Source organism: Kribbella swartbergensis (genome assembly GCF_054784135.1).
The window spans coordinates 115,378-133,929 of the sequence record NZ_BAAGPM010000034.1; the positions used below are offsets into that span (position 1 = coordinate 115,378).

Here is an 18,552-nt window from a genome sequence, read left to right on the forward strand (position 1 = left end):
CAGGCGATGCGCCGTACGGCGGGGTCTGTCAGGCGTTGATCTCGCGGCGGCCGCCGGTGATCTCGATCTTGCGGGGCTTGGCCTGCTCCGCGACCGGGATCCTCAGCGTCAGCACGCCGGCGTCGTAGCCGGCCTGGATGCGGTCGGTGTCCAGGCTGTCACCGAGGAACAGCTGCCGGGTGAAGACACCCTGCGGGCGCTCGGAGACCTGCAGCTGGACGTCGTCACCGAGGCCGGCCGGCTTCCGCTCGGCCTTCACCGTCAGGACGTTCCGCTCGACGCTGACGTCGATGGAGCCCGGGTCGACGCCGGGCAGGTCGAAGGCGACCACGAACTCGTCGCCAGAGCGGTACGCGTCCATCGGCACCCACGGCCTCGACCACGTCCCCGAGCCGGTGAGCTGCCGGGCCAGCTGGTCGAACACCTGGAACGGATCGGTACGAATCAGCATTGTCACCTCCACGTCAGGATCGGAGCTTCTACCCATTAGAACGGTCGTCGATCCGTTGACATTCCCGAAGTCAGCGATCCGTTGACAAATTTCCCGAAATTCCGCCCTCTGGAAGGTTCATTGTCAGCGGCCGGAGGCCCGTCTATGGTGGCTGCGGGTTGGGAGAACAGCCTGCGGCCAACGCCGTTGCCGAATGTGAGCGACTCCCAGCCGATCCCTCCGGGTGCCTCGGCGGAGTCGCCGTACGGCGGAAACGGCCGCAGACAGCAGCACCACAGCATGTGGACGAGGGAGCGGCCATGACGCCGCCTAACAGGATCACCTACGTCGACCGGCAGGGTCATCCGATCAACCGCACCACCTGGCTCGCGTTGTCGGCACGGCCCGAGTACGTCGTGGTCGCACGAGACGCCGTCATGGTCGGCAGACGACAGGTACAGGTCATGACGATCTGGCTGGGACTGAACCTGCCGACCAGCCGGCCACCGATCTTCGAGACCTTGCTGCACTCGGTCGGCTCCGCCCGGCCGCGGCGGTGGAGCTGGCCGAGCCTGGCCCAGGCCCGGGCGGGCCATCGCCATGTCGTCAGCGAACTCGGTGCCGGAGACGCGAGGGGAGCAACGAACAGCAGCCACTAACCGGGCAGGGGCGAACCATCCGACGCTGCGGCGTGTGCGGCCGGAACCGCGGGCTGGGTCACGTCGGGGCGAACTCTTCCTCTGCATGCGGTACACCAGACGCCAGGACGTGTGCGGCCGGAACCATGGGCCGGGTCACGTCCTGGCGTCGCCGCCGCTCAGCGAGTCCTCCGAATCGGACTCGAACACGCGGCTGTCGACCGGTGGCTGTCCGGTGAGCCTGGTGATGAGGTCCGCGGCGACGCGACGTAGCTTGCGGTTGTTGTGCTGAGAATGGCGGCGCAACAGGTCGAACGCGGTCTTCGCGTCGCATCGTTGCTGGCCCATCAGCACTCCGAGCGCCTGGTCGATCACCGATCGGGACGCCAGCGCCCGCTCCAGCTGCTCACTCAGCTCGGACTGTCGCACTGCCCCGGCCGCGAACGCCAAGGTGGTTGCCGCCTGTTCGGCGTAGGCGGCCGCCCGCTCCCTGTCCGCGTCGGTGAAGGTGTTCGGCCGGTCGTACGCGTAGAGGTTCAGCGCACCGATCGGCCGGCCGTCGACGATCAGCGGGAAGGCGAGCGACGCCTTCACTCCCAGTTCACGCGCCGCGTCGCCGTACCGTCCCCATCGCCGGTCCCGGGCCTGGTCGACGACCTCGACGACGACTCCCTTCTGCAGCGCTTCCAGACAAGGCCCTTCGCCCAGGCTGTACTGCTGCTCGTCGATCAGCGCCGCCCGCGAGTCACTCGTCACCAGCGTCCGCGGCTGCCCGTCGTACCGCGTCGTGATCCCGCACGAGGCGGGCGGTTCGACGACTTTCGCGGCGACCTCGGCCAGCTTCGCCAGCAGGTCCTCGAGTCCGGGACAGCTCAACAGCAGGGAATGCAGTGAGCTCAGTACGTCGACCAGCGGGGTGCCCTCGTCCTCGACCATCACGCCACCTCGATCCCGGCGCCGCCGAGGCGGACGCCAGTCACCGTCCGAGCCGTGGCGGCGGCAGGACACCCGACCGAATCCACGCTACGCCTCCCCGCGGCGATGGGCACCCCTCCCGGACCCCAGGGCCGGCGACGGCAAAATCCCGTTGCCTACAGCGCGCTCCACGACGAGACCCGAACGGCGCCGGGCCGGGCAGAGCACAGAGAATCAGCCAGTGATCTGCCGGGCGAGGTTCTCGGCGTCGTCCTTGCTGTAGTTGCCGCTGATCTGGACCTTGCCGCCGGGGATCGGTGACATGACGGCCGGGGCGGCGGCCACCCGGCCGCGGACCACGATCGCGATCTGGTTCAGCGGGGACTGCCTGGCGGCGAGATCGGTGGTGAGCCGGCCGAACCGCGTCGTACCTTCCGCGTCCAGGCTCAGATCGATGTGCCAGCCGTTGTTGTCGGGCGACTGGGCCGCCTTCACCTCGGACACGTGACTGCCGTCGAGCTCGACCTCGCCGAGGACGTAGTTGTAGCCGTCCAAACCGCAGAAGCTCGGAGCGGCCGGCGTTGGCGACGTGCTCGCGCATCCCCCCGGCGCGGCCTTCAGAACCCGCCGGAATTCCACCGCCCGCGGATCGGACGGCTGCGTGGCTGTCGCAGTCGGCTCGGAATCGCTGAGACGCCGTACCACCACGACCGTGCCGACAACCAGCACCGCAACCAACACCAGCACCAGTACGCCGACAACCACCAACGGCCCCCGCCCCCGCTTCACCGGCCCGTACTGCGAGCGCCCGTACGGTGGAGGTGGAGTCGCCGGCGCCATACCCAGATGCTATGCGCCCACCAAGTCACCGAGCCGGCGCCGACCGCGGTCTCATTGCTTCCGTCTTTCGAAGAGGTAGACGGTGACTCCCAGCGCGAGTCCCAGTAGAACGCCCGGCGACGCGAGGTCCGTGAGCGGATGGTCCGTGGTGAGGATCCCGACGAGAAGGAGCACCGGGACGAGCGCGACCCACGGCAACGGGGTCATCAGCCAGTACTTCGCCTGGTGGCGCCAGGTCACCGCGGTCCGCGGGATCTCGTCCGGCTCGCGGGCCGGCAGCGGCACCCGCAGGTCCGGCGAGATCGACGCGTCGACCGCCGCCACAGCCTCCTGGCCGCGGTTCCACAGCGTGGGCTCGATCGGCAGCTGGTACCCGTCCCGCCGGATCAACACGCGCCCGCCGTCGGGATAGGAGAGGACTGCCGCGAGGTCGTCGTACGACGCGGACGTCTCGCCGGCGTCGGTCTCGACGTGGGCCGCACTGCGCCCGACGACCAACGCACCCTTCGCCACCGGACTCCCGACAGGCTTGAACCGCTGACCCGTGGGCACGGAGCGGGCCGGCGGCGGGCCGGTGTGCCAGCTCAGCTGGGGATCGCCGCTGGCCGCGGGTTCGACCGACAACAGCATGCTGTTCCACATGGTCCGAGCGGCCTGCCGGACGTCGGCCACCGTCACGCCGTCGACCTCGGCGGCCAGCCGGTCGCGATCCGTCGGCGGACGTCCGTACAGCACGTCACGCGCCGCCATGAACGGCAACCAGTTCTCCGCCGGCTCCGTCTTGATCCGGCGCAGTTCGTACTCCAGGTCGTCGCGTAGCTCCACCGGATCGATGCCTCGGTCCCGGAGGCGCCTGAGCACCGCCGTGGTCTCGGGAACGGCGCGATGCAGCGCCTCGGGCAGGATGTCCATACCGGCCGTCAGCATCGCGTGCTCGGCATCCACCAGTTCGTACGACGACCAGCCGCTGTAGCCGACCCCGGCGCCGTGCCGGAACCCACCTTCCAGACCGCGCTGCAGCGCTCGCAGCAACGCGGCCGCAGCGGTCGATCGAGGCAGCACGCCCGACACCGCGACCGAACCGGAAGGTCCCGCGAAACCGCCGGGCAGCGGCTGTTCGCACGGTACGGCGGGATGAATGGGCCACCGCGGTCCCTCGTTGAGCGGCAGTCGCAGACCCGCAGGCGGCGGACCGGTCAGGGCGAGTACGGCGTTGCCGCGGGTGAAGGCCTGCTGAGCCAGGCGCCGCAACCGATCCTCGCCGGCGGTGTACAACCCGACCTCGTCGTACCCGGCCAGGCCCGGACCGTGCGCCCCGTAGCGCCAGATGAGATGCGACGCCACCGCGCCGGTACCCCGGGCGGCACCTTCGGCACGCAGTACGCGTCGTTCGTGCTCCAGGTCGGCGAAGTCCGGGGCTGACAACCACCGGCACACCTGCTGCAGGAAGTCCGCGACGTCCTCCGGCTCGCCCTCCACGTCGAAGCTGGTGTGCAGCATGCTGACGTACCCGTTGACCGGTACCCGGATCGAGCCGCGGTCGTGCAACGCGAGGTGCTCCAGCAGGTGCAACCAGCCGTGCGTCGGCAGCGACTCGTCGGCCAACCCGGTCCGGAACCACAGGCCGGCGCGCAATCTGTTCTGACCAGGCACCCAGTAGACGGGTACTCCGTCCACCTCGGTGGTGCGCAACTCTCCGGTCATCTCCCCCACTCCCCAGCCCTGAACGAATGCCGGAACATCTTGCCCGAAACTCTCGCCTCCCGGCTGCACCATTTGCGGCAATTGCCACTGTTGGCATTCGCCGCGAGGTCGGCTAGGCGCGGAGCAGGTGGGCGGCGAGGGTGGCGTTGCGGTGGGCGAAGGGGTGGTAGAGGGCTGGGGTGGCGGCGACGCGGGGGCGGGCGGCGGCTTCGGAGGTGGGGCGTTGGGTCCAGGTGCACATGCGGCCGGCGCGGATCTGGAAGTGCACGAGGACGCCGTCCGCCCAGCCGTAGACGTCGGTGTCGTGGGGGTCGAGCCAGGAGACCTTCTGTTCCGCGACGACCCAGTCGAACGCGGCGATCTCGTCCTGCAGTTTGGCCGCGAACTCGAAGCGCAGTTCGGCGGCCGCGCGGTCGCGGCGGCGCTCCAGTTCGGCGCGGAGCGCGCCGACCGCGGCCGGATCGCGTTCCAGTACGGCGATCGCCGTACGGGCGAGGGTTTCACGGTCGGCCGGGCCGATCCCGAACAGTTCGGCGAACTCGCGCGCCGAGCCGTTCGCCGTACCCGCGTAGGTCAGCGGGAGAACGCGGTGCAGGGCGGAGATCGCCTGCCGGATGCGGAGGCCGCCGAGGTACGGACCGAAGTGCTGCCCGGTCCCGGTCGCCAGGTGGGCGAACCGCAACCCGGGTCGCCGCGGCTCGTCGTCGTACCGGATGTACCCGACGGCTTCCTGACCGCCTTCGGTGCGGTTCCAGCGCGGCTTGGAGTGCTCGAGCAGATTGCGTTCCAGCCAGGCCGCCTCGTGCTCGGAGTCGCACCACACGGCTTCGACCCGGTCGATGCGGTCCACCATCCGGCGCAACCGCGGCCGGTCGCCGAGATGCGTCCAGTACGACTGCACCCGGCGCCGCAGATTCACCGCCCGCCCGACGTACAACACCTTCCCGCCCACATCCCGGAACCGGTAAACCCCCGGCCCCACCGGGAGCCCCCGAGCCACCTCCCGCGCCGCCGTCACCCACCCATTCTCACCTTTAGCGGGACGACGGTGTGGTTGACGGTCCCCTCGAAGATTCCTCCTGGAGGACGAGCGTGGTGCTGCCGCGCGTAATGGTGAGGGTGTCGGCCTCGGCGGTCCAGGTGGGGCGCGAGGTGAGGAGCTCTCCGACCCACTCGTCCTGGGCTTGTCGGGCGGGTTCGCACGCCATTTCGGTGCCGCCGTAGGTGTCCATCACGACCGTGTCGCCGTCCAGCGACACCAGACCGCTCAACTGGTTGCAGCCGGTGTGGAAAGCCAGAACGCCGTCCTCCCGGAAGTCCAGGCGGATGCGGGTGTTCGGCGCGAGCCTCCTGGCCTTGCCGTCCTCGGTCACGCTCACCGACAAGTACGACTTCCCCACCGGCGAGCCGCCACCGGCCTGCACCTCGCTGCCGCAGGCGGTCAAGGTGAGGCCCAACACCAGCAGGCCCAGCAGTTGCGTCCTCATACTTCAAGGATGCGATCCGGCCCCTTGTCGTTGCATGACCCCTCGGTGTGGTGGGATATGTGGCTGGGTTCCCCGGGTCGTCGGGTTACCGTCCAGGCGCAGTCGCCCGCTCGGGGAGCGTCCCGGGGAACCCACCAGCCACCTAGTTCCTGGCGACCATCAGCCAGCTGACCTGGATGTCGGGTGAGCGGGTCGGCCTGATCGTGACAGTCAGCGTGCCGTCCGGACCCACAGTGACGTTGCCGTATTCGGCCGCCGTCGGGGTGGCGGTGAAGAGGCGCTGGGCGTCGACGACGGAGCCGTTGATCGAGACCTCCGCGGCGCGGTTGGCCCACGGCCACGGGTCGTAGTAGCCGGCGTGGACCGTGTACGTCCCCGGCTCCAAACCGCCGAAGGTGTAGACGAGCGGCTCGTGGTTCTTGGCGTACCGCAGCGTCGTGTACAGGTCACCCGTGCCCGCAGGCGCACTGGATCCGGTGTACCCCCACGTCGTACCGGTGACCGGGTCGGTCCCCAGCGGTTGCTCGGGAGCGGAGTTCAACAGCGGTCCGGCGACCTGGGTCAAGCGCGACCAGTCCGGTGTCGCGGTGCCTCCCGCGTTGACGGCGTACCGCAGACCATGCGGTACGACGATCACCGAGCGAGTGAAGGTCCGCCCGTCGGACAGCGTTCCCTTCAGCTGCGCGGGTCCCGGGCGTGCGATGCTCGCCGCGTCCCAACTGACCGCCACCTGCTCGGATCCGCGCGCCGTATTGACGGTGACCTGGGCCGGCAACGTGCTGGTGTCGTTGAGCCAGACGTGGTCCGGCACGGCCGACGTGACGGTCCAGCGGGTGTACGGCTTCAAGTCCTCCAGCGTCCACTCCCGGTCCGGCCCGATCACCAGCGACCCGCCCTCGCCGAAGCTCATCGGCATCCAGACGTACGGCGAGTTCGCCAGATCACTCGGCGTCCACCGGTCCCCCATGAAGATGAACTTGTTGTTCTCACGGTCGACCGGGATCACGTTGGTGCTCTGGGACCGGTACGTGTTCGCGGCACCGGTGCCGGGCACCGGGTTCCCGCGGTCGGTGAACTGGCCGAGGATGTTCTGCGAGGTCGCGTACCGCGCCGGGTTCGGGTCCCAGCCCGTCGCCCCCGACGTCACCAGGTAGTACGAGCCCTCGGACTTGAACATCGCCGGCGCCTCACGCTGGTTGCACGCCAGCGTCCGGACGAAGTCCCTGCCCTGGACGGCGTTCTGCGGCGACGCGGACAGATACGTGTACGACGGGTTCAGCTTGGAGATGTACATCGTCCGGTTCTCCTCGGACGAATAGATGATGTACGCCGTACCGTCGTCGTCCACGAAGAGATTCATGTCGCGCGCCATCCCGCCGGCTGGGTCGAACGCGGACGACGTGCCGCACCACGGCACCGAGTCGCTCGGCACCCGGTTCAGCCGGTACGAGTCGATCCACCGGAACGGGCCCTTCGGCGAGTTCGCGATCGCCACACCGGCCTCGGCCCGGGCGTACGTCGACGTGCTCGTCGGCGACGACGGTCCGTCGGAGTGCACCCACATGACCCACTTCCCGGTGGCCTTGTTGTAGATGACCTTCGGCCGTTCCAGGATCGACGGCCGCGCCCAGCCGTCGGTGCGGACGCTGTTGGTCGACAGGTCGCGCCAGACGATCTCCTTCTGCGCGGCCGTGTAGCCGTCGTAGAGCTTGACGAAGTACTTGTCGTTCTCGAACTGGTCGAACGAGTTCATCGCGCGCAAGGCGAGACCTTCGTCCTTCCAGTTGTACAAGTCGTACGACGAGTACACGTGCACCCCGGGACTGTCGAAGTACCCGTTGCTGCGGTCCTCGCCGTACCAGTAGTAGATCCGCCGGCCGTCGTCGTCGGTCGCCGGCACCACCTGACCGCCGTGGGCCTGGATCACCTGACCGTTGGTGTCCAGCCAGGGCGCACCGGGCCGGAACGAGTCGTATTTCTCGGCCGCCGCGGCAGGCACGACTCCGGCGACCGAAGCCGCCAGAGCCGCCAGAGCCGCAACGGCTGTCCGGAAGGTCCGACGAGTCATCGTGACTGTCTCCTCACGCAGGCGAAAACGTGCGCCTCAGCGTGCTGCGCGGGCCATTCGTGTTCAACGGTCCGTACACGATCGAACACAGTCGATCCAGCTCAGAACCCTTTGACAGTGACCGTTTCCGCCGGGCTCTTGCGCGGCGGCCGATCGTCCCGCATGCTGTCGGGCACCTTGAGCGCTCGCCGGGGGGACGGTGGGGCCGGGCTGTGGGGCTGGGTTTGCCTGGGGGGACTTCATGATGCATTCCGTCAAAAGGATGCTGGCAGCGCTGTGCGTGGCGCTGCTGGCGCCGTTGACCGTGACCGCGCCGGCACGCGCCGCAGTCGTGCCGACCGGTTTCAGTGAGCAGGTCGTGTTCAGCGGGCTGACGGATCCGACCAACGTCGCGTTCGCGGCCGACGGCCGGGTGTTCGTCGCCGAGAAGAGCGGTCTGATCAAGGTCTTCGACTCCCTCGACGATACGACAGCGGCCGTGTTCGCGGATCTGCGCACGAAGGTCCACAACTACTGGGATCGCGGCCTGCTCGGCCTCGCCCTGCATCCCGGCTTCCCCACCGATCCGCGCGTCTACGTCCTCTACACGCACGACGCTCTGATCGGCGGAACGGCACCGAAATGGGGAACCGTCGGCACCGCCAACGACCCGTGCCCGTCGCCACCCGGTCCGACCAGCGACGGCTGCCAGGTCAGCGCGCGGCTGTCGGTCCTCACCCCGAGCGGGTCGGCGGTGGCGGAACAGGTCTTGGTCGAGGACTGGTGCCAGGTGTTCCCCAGCCACTCGATCGGGTCGATCGAGTTCGGCCCGGACGGCATGCTGTACGCGGGTGGCGGGGACGGCGCCAGCTTCAACTACGCCGACTACGGACAAGACAGCTTCCCGTCCTCGGACGTCACACCGGACAACCCCTGCGGTGATCCGCCGGCCCCGACCGGCACCGCACTCGCGCCGCCGACCGCCGAGGGCGGCGCACTGCGATCGCAGGATCTCCGGACCAGCGGCGACCCGACGACCCTCGACGGCTCGATCATCCGGATCAACCCGGACAGCGGACTGGCCGCGCCGGGCAACCCGCTGCTGAGCAGCCCGGACCTCAACGCCCGCCGCATCGTCGCGCACGGCCTGCGCAACCCGATGCGCTTCGACTTCCGCCCTGGCACCAGCGAACTCTGGGTCGGTGACGTCGGCTGGAGCACCTGGGAGGAGATCAACCGCATCGTCAGCCCGACCGGGGGCGTGACCAACTTCGGCTGGCCCTGCTACGAGGGCGCCGCCAAGCAGAACGGGTACGACGGAAACGACCTGAGCATCTGCGAGAACCTGTACGCCGCCGGTCCGGCCGCGGTCGCATCGCCGTACTACGCCTACAAGCGCACCGAGCAGGTGGTTGCGGGCGAGAGTTGCGGAACGGGCAGCTCGTCGATCACCGGAATGTCCTTCTACGAGGAGGGCAACTATCCGCCGGAGTACGACGGCGCCCTGTTCTTCGCCGACTACAGCCGCAAGTGCGTCTGGGCGATGCTTCCCGGTGCCAACGGACTGCCCGACCCCGCCGAGCTCGTCACGTTCGCCTCGGGCTACGGATCGACCCGGCTGCAGACCGGACCGGGTGGCGACATCTTCGCGGTCGACTACGACAACGGCCGGATCATCCGCTACGTCTACAACGGCACCAACAACCCGCCGACGGCAATCATCGACGCCGACCCGACCACCGGCCCGAGCCCGCTCACGGTCACGTTCGACGGGACCGCTTCGAACGACGCCGACGGCGACACGCTGACCTACGCCTGGGACCTGGACGGCGACGGCCAGTACGACGACTCGACCGCGGCCACCGTCCAGCACACGTACTCCGGCAGCGGTCTCGTCACCGCCAGGCTCCGGGTGAGTGACGGCCGAGGCGGGACCGGCACCGCGTCGGTCCAGATCGACGTGGCCAACGGGCCACCCACCGCGACGATCACCGCGCCCGGCCCGTCGACGAAGTGGAAGGTCGGCGACACCATCAGCTTCTCCGGTACGGCGACCGACCCGGAGCAGGGCACGTTACCCGCCTCGGCGTTGAGCTGGACACTGATCATGCATCACTGCCCGAGCGACTGCCACGCGCATCAGATCACCACGGTGACCGGAACGAGCGGCACGTTCACCGCGCCGGATCACGAATACCCGTCGTACCTGGAGCTCAGGCTGACCGCTCGCGACTCGGCAGGGCTGACGGACGTCAAGAGCGTGCGGCTCGATCCGCAGACGGTCGGTCTCACGTTCGCGACGCAGCCGACGGGGTTGAAGGTCACCCACTTCTCGAAGACGGTGACCGCTCCTGCGACGAGTACGGCGATCGTCGGGTCGAACGGATCGCTGTCCGCCGACCTGCTGCAGCAGACCGCGAACAGGTTCTACCGGTTCGCGTCCTGGTCCGACGGCGGCGCGCGCAACCACAACTTCACCGCGCCGGCCGCGCCGACGACGTACACGGCGACGTACATCCCGAAGCGGAACCTGGCGCTGAACCGCCCGGTGGCTGTCTCCAGCGTCTACGCCGCGGGCCGCGAGGGACCGAAAGCGGTGGACGGTTCGATGTCGACAGCCTGGTCGAGCGCGCGCAGCGATCCACAGTGGCTGCGGGTCGACCTCGGCTCGGTCCAACTGGTGAACCGGGTACTGCTCAACTGGCTGGGATCGGCGTACGGCAAGGCGTACCAGATCCAGGTGTCGGGCAGTGGACGGACGTGGAAGACCGTGTACTCAACAACGGTCGGAGACGGCGGCACCGACAGCCTCCAGTTCAGCCCGAACTACGCCCGGTACGTGCGCATCGACGCGACGGCCCGGGGTGTCGCGGGCAGTTACTACTCGCTGTGGGAGTTCGGGGTCTTCCAGGACACCGGTCAGATCACCGGGATCGCCGGAAAGTGCATCGACATCTACCAGGCCAGTTCGGCCGACGGTACGCCGACGACGCTCTACACCTGCCACAGCAACGCCAACCAGCAGTGGACCCAGTTCGAGGACGGAACCCTGCGATCGCTGGGCAAGTGTCTCGACGCCCGCGGTACGGCGCTCCGCACGCCGGCTGTGCTGTGGACGTGTGACGGCAGCGAGGGGCAGAAGTGGCTACCCCGCCCCGACGGAACGCTCCTCAACGTCCGCTCCGCCCAATGCCTCGACGCCACCGGCGGTTCCAGTGCCAACGGGACGAGACTGATCCTCTACACCTGCCACACGGCAATCAACCAGAAGTGGACGCTGCCCTGAACCAGTCGCGACTGCTGGTGCGTCGGATCACCGGACTCCGGTGCCGAAGATGCGCTGGTAGATGTCTTCGCCATGGCTCGACACCCGCGGTTCACCCGGGGTGAGCCTGAACGTGCGGCGGCCGTCGGTCAGTCGCTCCGCGCGGAGGAACAGAGTCGTCGGCGCGGACTCCTCGTACAGGGCACGAGCGAGGTGGAACAGGTGTGTCACGAAGACGACCCGGACACCACTCTCCGTCAAGGCGCGCAGCACGTCACCGGCGAGCTCGGAACCCTCCCGCTCGTTGGTCGACGCGAAGGACTCGTTGCACAGCAGCAGGTACGACGGCCGGATCCGGTCGACGATGGCGCTCATCCGGGCAAGCTCCTCGTCGAGCTTGCCGCTCGTCATCGTCGCGTCCTCTTCGCGCTGGAAGTGCGTGACGACACCGCCGCACACGCCGGCGCGCAGCGAGTCCGCCGGCGCGAACATCCCCGCCTGCAGCATCAACTGGGCGACCCCGACAGCCCGGAGGAACGTCGACTTACCACCCTGATTGGCCCCGGTGACGACGATGAGCGACGTACCGTCGGCGTCCAGATCGTTGCCTGTGGCCCGTTGCTCCAGTCGAAGGCTGAGACACGGGTCGTACAGCCCCCGGGCCGTCAGCGTGCGTCGGTCCCCGGCCGGGTCGGGTATGCACAAGGGCTCCCCCTTGGCGGACAAGCGTTCGTGCAGGTTCAGGCATCCCACGTAGAACGCGAGTTCGGCCCGGAGCATCCGGAAGAAGTCGAGAATGTGATCGGCGGACTGGGCGATCGCGTTGGCGACCAGGTTGAGCCCGCGTTCCCGCAGTTCCGACAGAGCCTGTACTCCGCTGTCGTCGCGCTCGGGGATCTCCAAGGTGTACGACGTCGGCTCTGAGCGGTCGAGCAACCGGCGCAGGCCCTTTCTGGTTTCGGGCGGCCGCCGCAAGACGTAGTCGGTGCCGACGTTGCCGACGCCGAGCCGGCCGCTGATCAGCACGCCCTGGCGGAACTTCAGCCGCTTCAGATGGTCGTCGACCGTGCGGAGGTACTCGTCGTCCAGATTCGTGACGATCATCCGGAAGAACGTGGTGAAACCCTCGGACCGGAAACCGCCGGCTGCCTGGTCGGCGATCGCACGCAGCCTGGCCAGGTAGGTCATGAACAGCGCGAGTGCCTCACCGGAGCTGTGCAGGATCCCGTCCGGGCTGCGGAAGTAGCGATAGACCTTCCGCTCCCGCTCGATCGCCTCCACGACGACGCCGTACAACTCCCTGACCACCTGTGGTTGCCTGAGGCAATCACGGAGAACGTCCTGGCGGTAGCGGATGTCGTCGGCGTTCTGCAGGCTCGACAGGATCGCCTGGCCCGCGATCTCCCGCAGGAACGGATCATCGGCGGCCATCGCGTCGAACAGCGTGGCGAGCTCGAGGTCCCGGACCAGGTCTCCTGCGCCTGGTGGCGGTTCCTGGTCGGGGTCGAAGTCGCGGTCCGGGTACATCAGCCGTGCCTTCATCGACCCAACCGGCCCTTCAGCTGCGCGTAGGTCAGTCCGTACTTGGCCGCGATCGCGGCCGCGTGGGCGAGCCCGTTCGCCGGCTGCCGGACCACCCGGTACGTCCGGGTCGTGGGATCCGCGGGATCCACGGTGCTGACGAGGCTCACCACCGTCTCGTCCTCGGTGGCGAGCTCGTCGAGGAACGTGACGAAGACGCAGAGCAGGTCCCGGTCCACGATGTCGGTCAGCACCCGGCGACCGAGCACCACCGCATCCCGCAGTGTCGTCGAGTTGAAGATCTCGTTCATGATGACGATGCTGTCGCCGGTCGCCGCGGCCAGGATGTCGCGGATCCGGACCAGGTCGTCCTGGAGTTTGCCCCGCAGGTCGGCCAGATACTCCTCCCGGCCGAAGTGGGTGAACAGGCGGTCGAAGAGGAACAGTCGGGCGTCGTCACCCGGCACCGGCAGCCCGAGCGCCGCCAAGTGGTGCAGCTGCCCGAAGGTACGCGCGAAGGTCGTCTTGCCGCCCTGATTGGGACCGGTGACGACCAGGACCCGTTCGCTTCCGGTCAGGTGGAAGTCGTTGCGGACCACCGCCGTACCGTCGGCCACCAGGGCCGCCGCCAGGGCGAGATCGAAGGTGGCCGTGGCATGGATCGACTTGGCCTTGCCGACGACCGGGTAGCAGAAACCGAGACCAGCGGCCTTGAGTGGCTCTAGGTACTCGAGGTATGCGAGGTAGAACTGCACCTCCCGGTCGAACCTGGCAATGGTGGGGTCGACGAAGTCCTGGTAGCGCCCGCGGAACCGCTGCAGCTCGGTGAAGACCTCCGGGTGGAGCTTTGCGACCCGCTCCAGGATTCCGGCCTCGACGTGGTTCAGCTCGGGCGGCGACTCGAAGACGATCCGGTAGTCCTTCACCGCGTCCTGCTGGAACCTGGCGAAGGTCTGCTCGATCTCCTCGCTGTAGTCGGCCTCACCGTCGTACCGGCTCACGTTGACCGTGTTGCCTTTGATGTGCAGGCGGTAGTGCACGCCTGCAAGGCGGGCGGTGATGTCGGTCGTTTCGGCAACCAAGTCCTGGAACATCGCGGTGCCGGCGTAGGCCGTCACATAGTCAAGCAGCGCCCGCAGACCCCGCGACCGGGGCTGCGCTGTCGCCAGAGCCGCGACCAGGCCGGTCACCGCCGCGCAGTAGTTCTCCGCCGCACTCAGAAACCAGCGTTCCTGCTGAAGGACGTGATGCAGCTTGCCGGCCTGCGCGAGGTGGGTCCGGACGCTGACCATCCGGCGGGCGAACAAGCGCACGCCGTCCGCCACGGCCTTGCCTTCCAGATCCCGCGCGATCTCGTGCCGGTAGGCGATCGTCTCTACCGATCGCGCTGGCGCCGCGAACAACGGAGCCAGATCGTAGTCGTCCCTGCCCGCTGTCACGGCCGCGACGAGCTGATCCAGATTCAGATCCTTGAACGCCGCCGCGCCGACCGCCTCACCCGCCCCCTCCCCGGCCCGCTCGAACAGAACACTCCCGAACCCCTCCGCCGTCACCCCCGAAGCATAGGCAGAGCCGCCGCATCACCCCCGCAGGCACCGTCAAGCTCCGGCCCCGGCAGAACCCAGGACTTGCTCACCATCCAAGCCGAGCGGAGAACCGCCACCGGTGACTTGGCGGGACAAGGCGTCAAGCCCTGGCTCGGGGGAGCCAGGGCTTGCGGGGGCTTGGGGGTCAGGTGTTGCGGCGGTTGTCGGCGCAGATGGTTGCGATCCAGGTCCAGCCGAGGATCACCGCGACGCCGAAGGCGATGATGGTGGGGCGGGAGCCGGCGCCGGCGCTGAGGCCGGCGAAAGCACCGAAGAACAGGATGCCGGTGGCGGCCGAGTAGCGGCTGAACGCCGTCCGGCCGATGCTGCGGTAGTGCGCGGCGACCACCAGGCAGGCGGCGATCAGTCCGGTGAATCCGATGCTGCCGGCAACGAAGTGGCCGACTCCGCGGGCACTGATCTCGGCGTAGTCGGCCGGCGTACCGGCCGGGAAGCCCGCCGCCGGGTCGGCCGGGAAGATCGCGGCGAGCAGCAGGCCGACGCCGTACGCGCCGACCAACCGCGGTGCCCACGTGCTCCCTCGCCCGGTCAGGGTACGGCGGAGTCCGATCGCGGCGCCGATCGACAGCAGGCCGCTGATCACGAAGTTGGCGGTCTGGATCCAGCCCGGTCCGCCGTTGGCGAGCAGGCTGGCCGGGTGGCGGGTCAGGTCGAACCCTTCACGGGTGAAGGCCTGGCCCAGCCAGACCGCGACGTACAGCGGGCCGGCCACGACGCCGCCGGTCAGCAGGGCGCGGGCGGAGACACGAGTGGTGGCCGGGATCGTCAGGTCGTTGGTGGTCATCGCCGGGGTCCTTCCAGGTGGTCTGAGGTCGTCCTTCACCCCTGCGTCGACCAGTCCGGCCCGAAATCGACACCCGCCCCGAGAGAAGTTCGGCATCCTGGACGGATGACAGACGAGGACGAGATCCGGGCCGTCGCGGCGGCCTTCGACGAGGCGCTGGTCGGCAACGACGCGGATTTGGTCGGGAGCTTCATGACCGACGACTGGGTGTACGTCGGTCCCGACGGCATGGTCGCCAAGTCCGACCTGGTCGGCTGGATCGCATCCGGCCGGCTGGCGCACCACACGATGACGGTGGTCGGCGCCGAGCGCCTCGCCCGCGTGGGCGACACCTTCGTCCTGACCGCCCGCAAGGCGAGTTCAGGCACCTGGGACGGTACGACGTACACGACGGAGGAATGGATCAGCGACATCTACGTCCGCGACAACGGCCGGTGGCGCTGCGCCTTCAGCCAGAAGACCCAGTAACCGAGCCACTCAATTGCCTGTATTCAGAAGTCGAAGAAAGCCCTTGCCGGTTCCAGTGGTCGGCGAGGGCGCCTGGTTCACCGGCTGATGCTCGGGGTGTAGAAGTCCCACACAGATGTCGATGCCGGGACGTACAGGCGGTACCGGCGTGTGCGGCCGGGATAGTAGGTATAGCTGGCCTGCCCACTGGCGTTGGTGGTGAGGTAGGCGAGGCCCTTCCACGTCGAAGTGCCGATCTCCTGGTACTGCAGAAGGACCCTCCGTCCGCCCCAGCGAACGAAGGTGTTGGTCGTCGGGCTGAACCACCAAACGGTTGTGATGAAGGCCGTCCGGGTGCCTTTTCGCCCTGCATTCACACTTGCCGACGACGCGAACCTCACCGCGGAATAGGCCTGGATGAGCGTGGCGACCCTGGCACCGCTGGCATCGGTGGCACCGTACGGGTCAGGTTCGAACGTCACCTGCTGAGCGGGGGTTGTGCGCGTACTCAGCGACAGGCGGCACGGTTCGCCGTCCCAGCAGTCCAGGTCTTGCTGAATCCCGTTCGACCAGTTGATGTACCAGCGGGCGTGCTGCACGGTGGACGGACAGTCGCTGCCCAGCGGAATGCTGACGAGGGTCTGCGCTGCGGCCAGGGAGATCCTCGCCGGCGGCTTCATCGAGCAGGTCGCCGCTGTCCCATCCGCGCCCGCCGGTGCTGCGTGGGCGACCGAACCGGTCGGCCCGAGTACCGATGCAACCAGGACGGATGCCACCGCAAGCGTGGTGAATCGCATGATTTCTCCCCAGGTCAGCCGCGAGCCTGCGCGGGAACCTCATCAGGTCCGGCCGCAGCGTATCGCGCTGCTGGGGCTCCTGCAGCGCGATACGGTGCCGAGCACCGTGCAGCAGCGCGGTCCGTTGCTCCGGGCCTCAATCCGTGAGGAGTTTCTCGTAGACCTCCGGGGACCAGCTGGCCACTGTCTTGGTGCGGAGGTTCGCGCCGAGGCGGTCGTAGAAGCGGTAGCCGCCCTCGTTCTCCAGGCGCAGGCCCCAACTGATGGTCAGCCGGTCGGGGAGGGCGTGCCGGGCCAGCTCCAGCATCAGCATGCGGCCGACACCGGCGGAGCGGAACTTCTCCCGCACGTACAGGTCGTCCAGGGCGAGCTGGTCGCCGCCGACCCACAGGTACGGGCGGCGCAGCGACGACACGTACCCGGCCGCCGTCCGGTCGATCTCGGCGATCAGCACGATGACGTCGTCCCGGCCGAGGAAACCCCGCCAGTCCTCGACGGTCGCGGTGACGTACTTCCCCTGGTCCTGGTAGTCGGCCAGCTCGACCAGCATCGACCGGACGGTCTCGGCGTCTGCGGGGACAGCACGGCGGATGTCAGTGCGCATGGGCTGCTCCTGTCGAAGGCTTGGCGGCCGGTACGACGACCAGCGCGAGGACGGCGGCGACGGCCGCGGTGATGGCGGCGAAGGTGAACCCGCGGCTGAACCCCGTGGTTACCGTTCCGGCCAGGCTGGCAGCCGCGAGACTGGACACGATCGCCACACCGAGGGCAGCACCGAACTCGTGGAAGGTGCTCAGGATCCCGGACGCCAGCCCGGCCTCGGTGTAGTGGATCTGGGCGAACGTGGTGGTCGAGGCCGCGACGAAGGCAGCGCCGATCCCACCGGCGCCGAAGCTCGTCCCGATCACGACCATGGCAGCACCCTCCCAGATCGCGGGGACAGCGATGCCCAGCGCCGCGATGACCAGCCCGATCATCGCGACCGGACGAGCCCCGACCTTGCCGATGATCTGGCCGGACACCTGCGCCCCGATGATGGTCAGTACGGCGATCGGCAGGAACAGCAGTCCGGTGCGCAGTGCGCCGTACCCCTGGTAGTGCTGCAGGTAGAACGATCCGAGGAAGAAGACCGCGATCATCAGCGCGGTCGCGACCAGGATCAGGAACGTACCGGCGGCGACCGGGCGGCGGGCCAGGATCCGCAGATCCATCAGCGGCGAGCGGACAACGGTCTGCAGCCAGGCGAACCCGGCGTACAGGACGACCGCGCCGGCCAGCGTGCCGAGCGTCGCGGCCGACAGCCAGCCGCGGTCACCGGCGTTGATCAGCGCGTAGATCGCCGTACCGGTGCCGGCCGTGACCAGGATCGCGCCCGGTACGTCGAGCCGTCCCTGGTTCTCCGACGGACGGTCGGCGGGCAGCAGTTTCAGCAGGAGCGCGAACACGATCACGCCGATCGGCACGTTCACGTAGAACACCCACTGCCAGCCCGGGCCCGCGGTCAGCACGCCACCGAGCAGTACGCCGATCGCGGAGCCGCCGCCGCCGATCGCGGACCAGATGCCGAGCGCCTTGTTCCGCTCGTCACCGTCGAACGTCTTGGTCACCGTCGAGAGCGCGGCCGGTGACAGCATCGCGGCACCGATGCCCTGCGCGATCCGGCCGCCGATCAGCAGTTCGGCGCCGTTCGCCAGGCCGGTCGCCAGCGAGGCCGCGGTGAACACCAGCAGACCGGCCAGCACCACCTTGCGGGAGCCGAGCAGGTCCGCCGCCCGTCCGCCGAGCAGCATGAGGCCGCCGAACATCAGCGTGTAGGCACTGACCACCCAGGTCAGCGTGTCCCGCTCCAGGCCCAGGTCGGTGCCGATGTGCGGCAGCGCGATCGCGACCACGGTCACGTCCAGGATCAGCATGAACTGCGCCACGGCGAGCAGTCCCAGCATCCGCCACCGCCGCGGGTCGGCCGCGGTGACCTCGGGTTGTTCCATCGATGCGGACATCTCCGTCCCCTCCTCCTCGACTATCTCGAACACAGTTGTTCAAGTTATGTGCGCTACAGTAACTCGAACA

Annotated in this window: 16 protein-coding genes; 3 read left to right on the forward strand and 13 right to left on the reverse strand. The window is 68.5% G+C overall.

Annotated features, from left to right (window positions below):
* Positions 1-28: 28 nt before the first annotated feature.
* On the reverse strand, positions 29-448 hold the full coding sequence (locus ACYVOK_RS29685) for an Hsp20/alpha crystallin family protein (RefSeq protein ID WP_460666343.1): 420 nt from the start codon (positions 446-448) through the stop codon (positions 29-31).
* Positions 449-750: 302 nt separating this feature from the next.
* Between ACYVOK_RS29685 and ACYVOK_RS29690 the strand changes: the two genes are divergently transcribed.
* Positions 751-1,089 (forward strand): hypothetical protein, encoded by a 339-nt coding sequence (locus ACYVOK_RS29690; protein WP_460665872.1) that lies wholly within the window; start codon positions 751-753, stop codon positions 1,087-1,089.
* 135 nt (positions 1,090-1,224) lie between these two features.
* Here the strand turns inward: ACYVOK_RS29690 and ACYVOK_RS29695 are convergent, their stop codons facing one another.
* The 6 genes from ACYVOK_RS29695 to ACYVOK_RS29720 form a co-directional block, all read right to left on the reverse strand.
* Positions 1,225-2,004 carry a GAF and ANTAR domain-containing protein gene (locus tag ACYVOK_RS29695; RefSeq protein ID WP_460665873.1) on the reverse strand — a complete coding sequence of 260 codons (780 nt, stop codon included), beginning with the start codon at positions 2,002-2,004 and terminating at the stop codon, positions 1,225-1,227.
* Positions 2,005-2,217: 213 nt separating this feature from the next.
* On the reverse strand, positions 2,218-2,823 hold the full coding sequence (locus ACYVOK_RS29700; protein WP_460665874.1) for a SecDF P1 head subdomain-containing protein: 606 nt from the start codon (positions 2,821-2,823) through the stop codon (positions 2,218-2,220).
* A gap of 51 nt (positions 2,824-2,874) precedes the next feature.
* The gene (locus ACYVOK_RS29705) at positions 2,875-4,527 is read right to left on the reverse strand and encodes a peptidase M16 family protein (protein WP_460665875.1); all 1,653 of its coding nucleotides are present in this window, start codon (positions 4,525-4,527) and stop codon (positions 2,875-2,877) included.
* 112 nt (positions 4,528-4,639) lie between these two features.
* Complete coding sequence (locus tag ACYVOK_RS29710) at positions 4,640-5,545, reverse strand: GIY-YIG nuclease family protein (protein WP_460665876.1); 906 nt, start codon at positions 5,543-5,545, stop codon at positions 4,640-4,642.
* A 16-nt stretch (positions 5,546-5,561) separates the two neighbouring features.
* Positions 5,562-6,014: an META domain-containing protein gene (locus ACYVOK_RS29715; protein ID WP_460665877.1), complete on the reverse strand. Its 453-nt coding sequence runs from the start codon at positions 6,012-6,014 to the stop codon at positions 5,562-5,564.
* 142 nt (positions 6,015-6,156) lie between these two features.
* Positions 6,157-8,082 (reverse strand): glycoside hydrolase family 43 protein, encoded by a 1,926-nt coding sequence (locus ACYVOK_RS29720; RefSeq protein WP_460665878.1) that lies wholly within the window; start codon positions 8,080-8,082, stop codon positions 6,157-6,159.
* 262 nt (positions 8,083-8,344) lie between these two features.
* On the opposite strand from ACYVOK_RS29720, the gene ACYVOK_RS29725 reads away from it, so the two are divergent.
* Positions 8,345-11,347 (forward strand): ricin-type beta-trefoil lectin domain protein, encoded by a 3,003-nt coding sequence (locus ACYVOK_RS29725; RefSeq protein WP_460665879.1) that lies wholly within the window; start codon positions 8,345-8,347, stop codon positions 11,345-11,347.
* Between the two features lie 27 nt (positions 11,348-11,374).
* On the opposite strand, the gene ACYVOK_RS29730 is transcribed toward ACYVOK_RS29725, so the two are convergent.
* The 3 genes from ACYVOK_RS29730 to ACYVOK_RS29740 form a co-directional block, all read right to left on the reverse strand.
* Positions 11,375-12,868 (reverse strand): MutS-related protein, encoded by a 1,494-nt coding sequence (locus tag ACYVOK_RS29730; RefSeq protein ID WP_460665880.1) that lies wholly within the window; start codon positions 12,866-12,868, stop codon positions 11,375-11,377.
* The gene (locus ACYVOK_RS29735) at positions 12,865-14,400 is read right to left on the reverse strand and encodes a MutS-related protein (RefSeq protein WP_460665881.1); all 1,536 of its coding nucleotides are present in this window, start codon (positions 14,398-14,400) and stop codon (positions 12,865-12,867) included. The genes ACYVOK_RS29730 and ACYVOK_RS29735 overlap by 4 nt, the downstream gene beginning before the upstream one ends.
* Before the next feature lie 178 nt (positions 14,401-14,578).
* Entirely contained in the window at positions 14,579-15,238 is a 660-nt protein-coding gene (locus ACYVOK_RS29740) for a DUF998 domain-containing protein (protein ID WP_460665882.1), read from the reverse strand.
* 105 nt (positions 15,239-15,343) lie between these two features.
* Here ACYVOK_RS29740 and ACYVOK_RS29745 point away from each other — a divergent pair, with 105 nt between their 5' ends.
* A complete protein-coding gene (locus ACYVOK_RS29745) occupies positions 15,344-15,706 on the forward strand; it encodes a nuclear transport factor 2 family protein (protein WP_460665883.1) in 363 nt (120 codons plus the stop codon).
* A gap of 77 nt (positions 15,707-15,783) precedes the next feature.
* On the opposite strand, the gene ACYVOK_RS29750 is transcribed toward ACYVOK_RS29745, so the two are convergent.
* The 3 genes from ACYVOK_RS29750 to ACYVOK_RS29760 all read right to left on the reverse strand — a co-directional run bounded on the left by ACYVOK_RS29750 (position 15,784) and on the right by ACYVOK_RS29760 (position 18,482).
* Positions 15,784-16,482: a hypothetical protein gene (locus tag ACYVOK_RS29750; RefSeq protein ID WP_460665884.1), complete on the reverse strand. Its 699-nt coding sequence runs from the start codon at positions 16,480-16,482 to the stop codon at positions 15,784-15,786.
* 136 nt (positions 16,483-16,618) lie between these two features.
* A complete protein-coding gene (locus ACYVOK_RS29755; RefSeq protein WP_460665885.1) occupies positions 16,619-17,086 on the reverse strand; it encodes a GNAT family N-acetyltransferase in 468 nt (155 codons plus the stop codon).
* Positions 17,076-18,482, reverse strand: a complete 1,407-nt coding sequence (locus ACYVOK_RS29760; protein ID WP_460665886.1) for an MFS transporter — start codon at positions 18,480-18,482, stop codon at positions 17,076-17,078. The genes ACYVOK_RS29755 and ACYVOK_RS29760 overlap by 11 nt, the downstream gene beginning before the upstream one ends.
* Between the last annotated feature and the right edge of the window lie 70 nt (positions 18,483-18,552).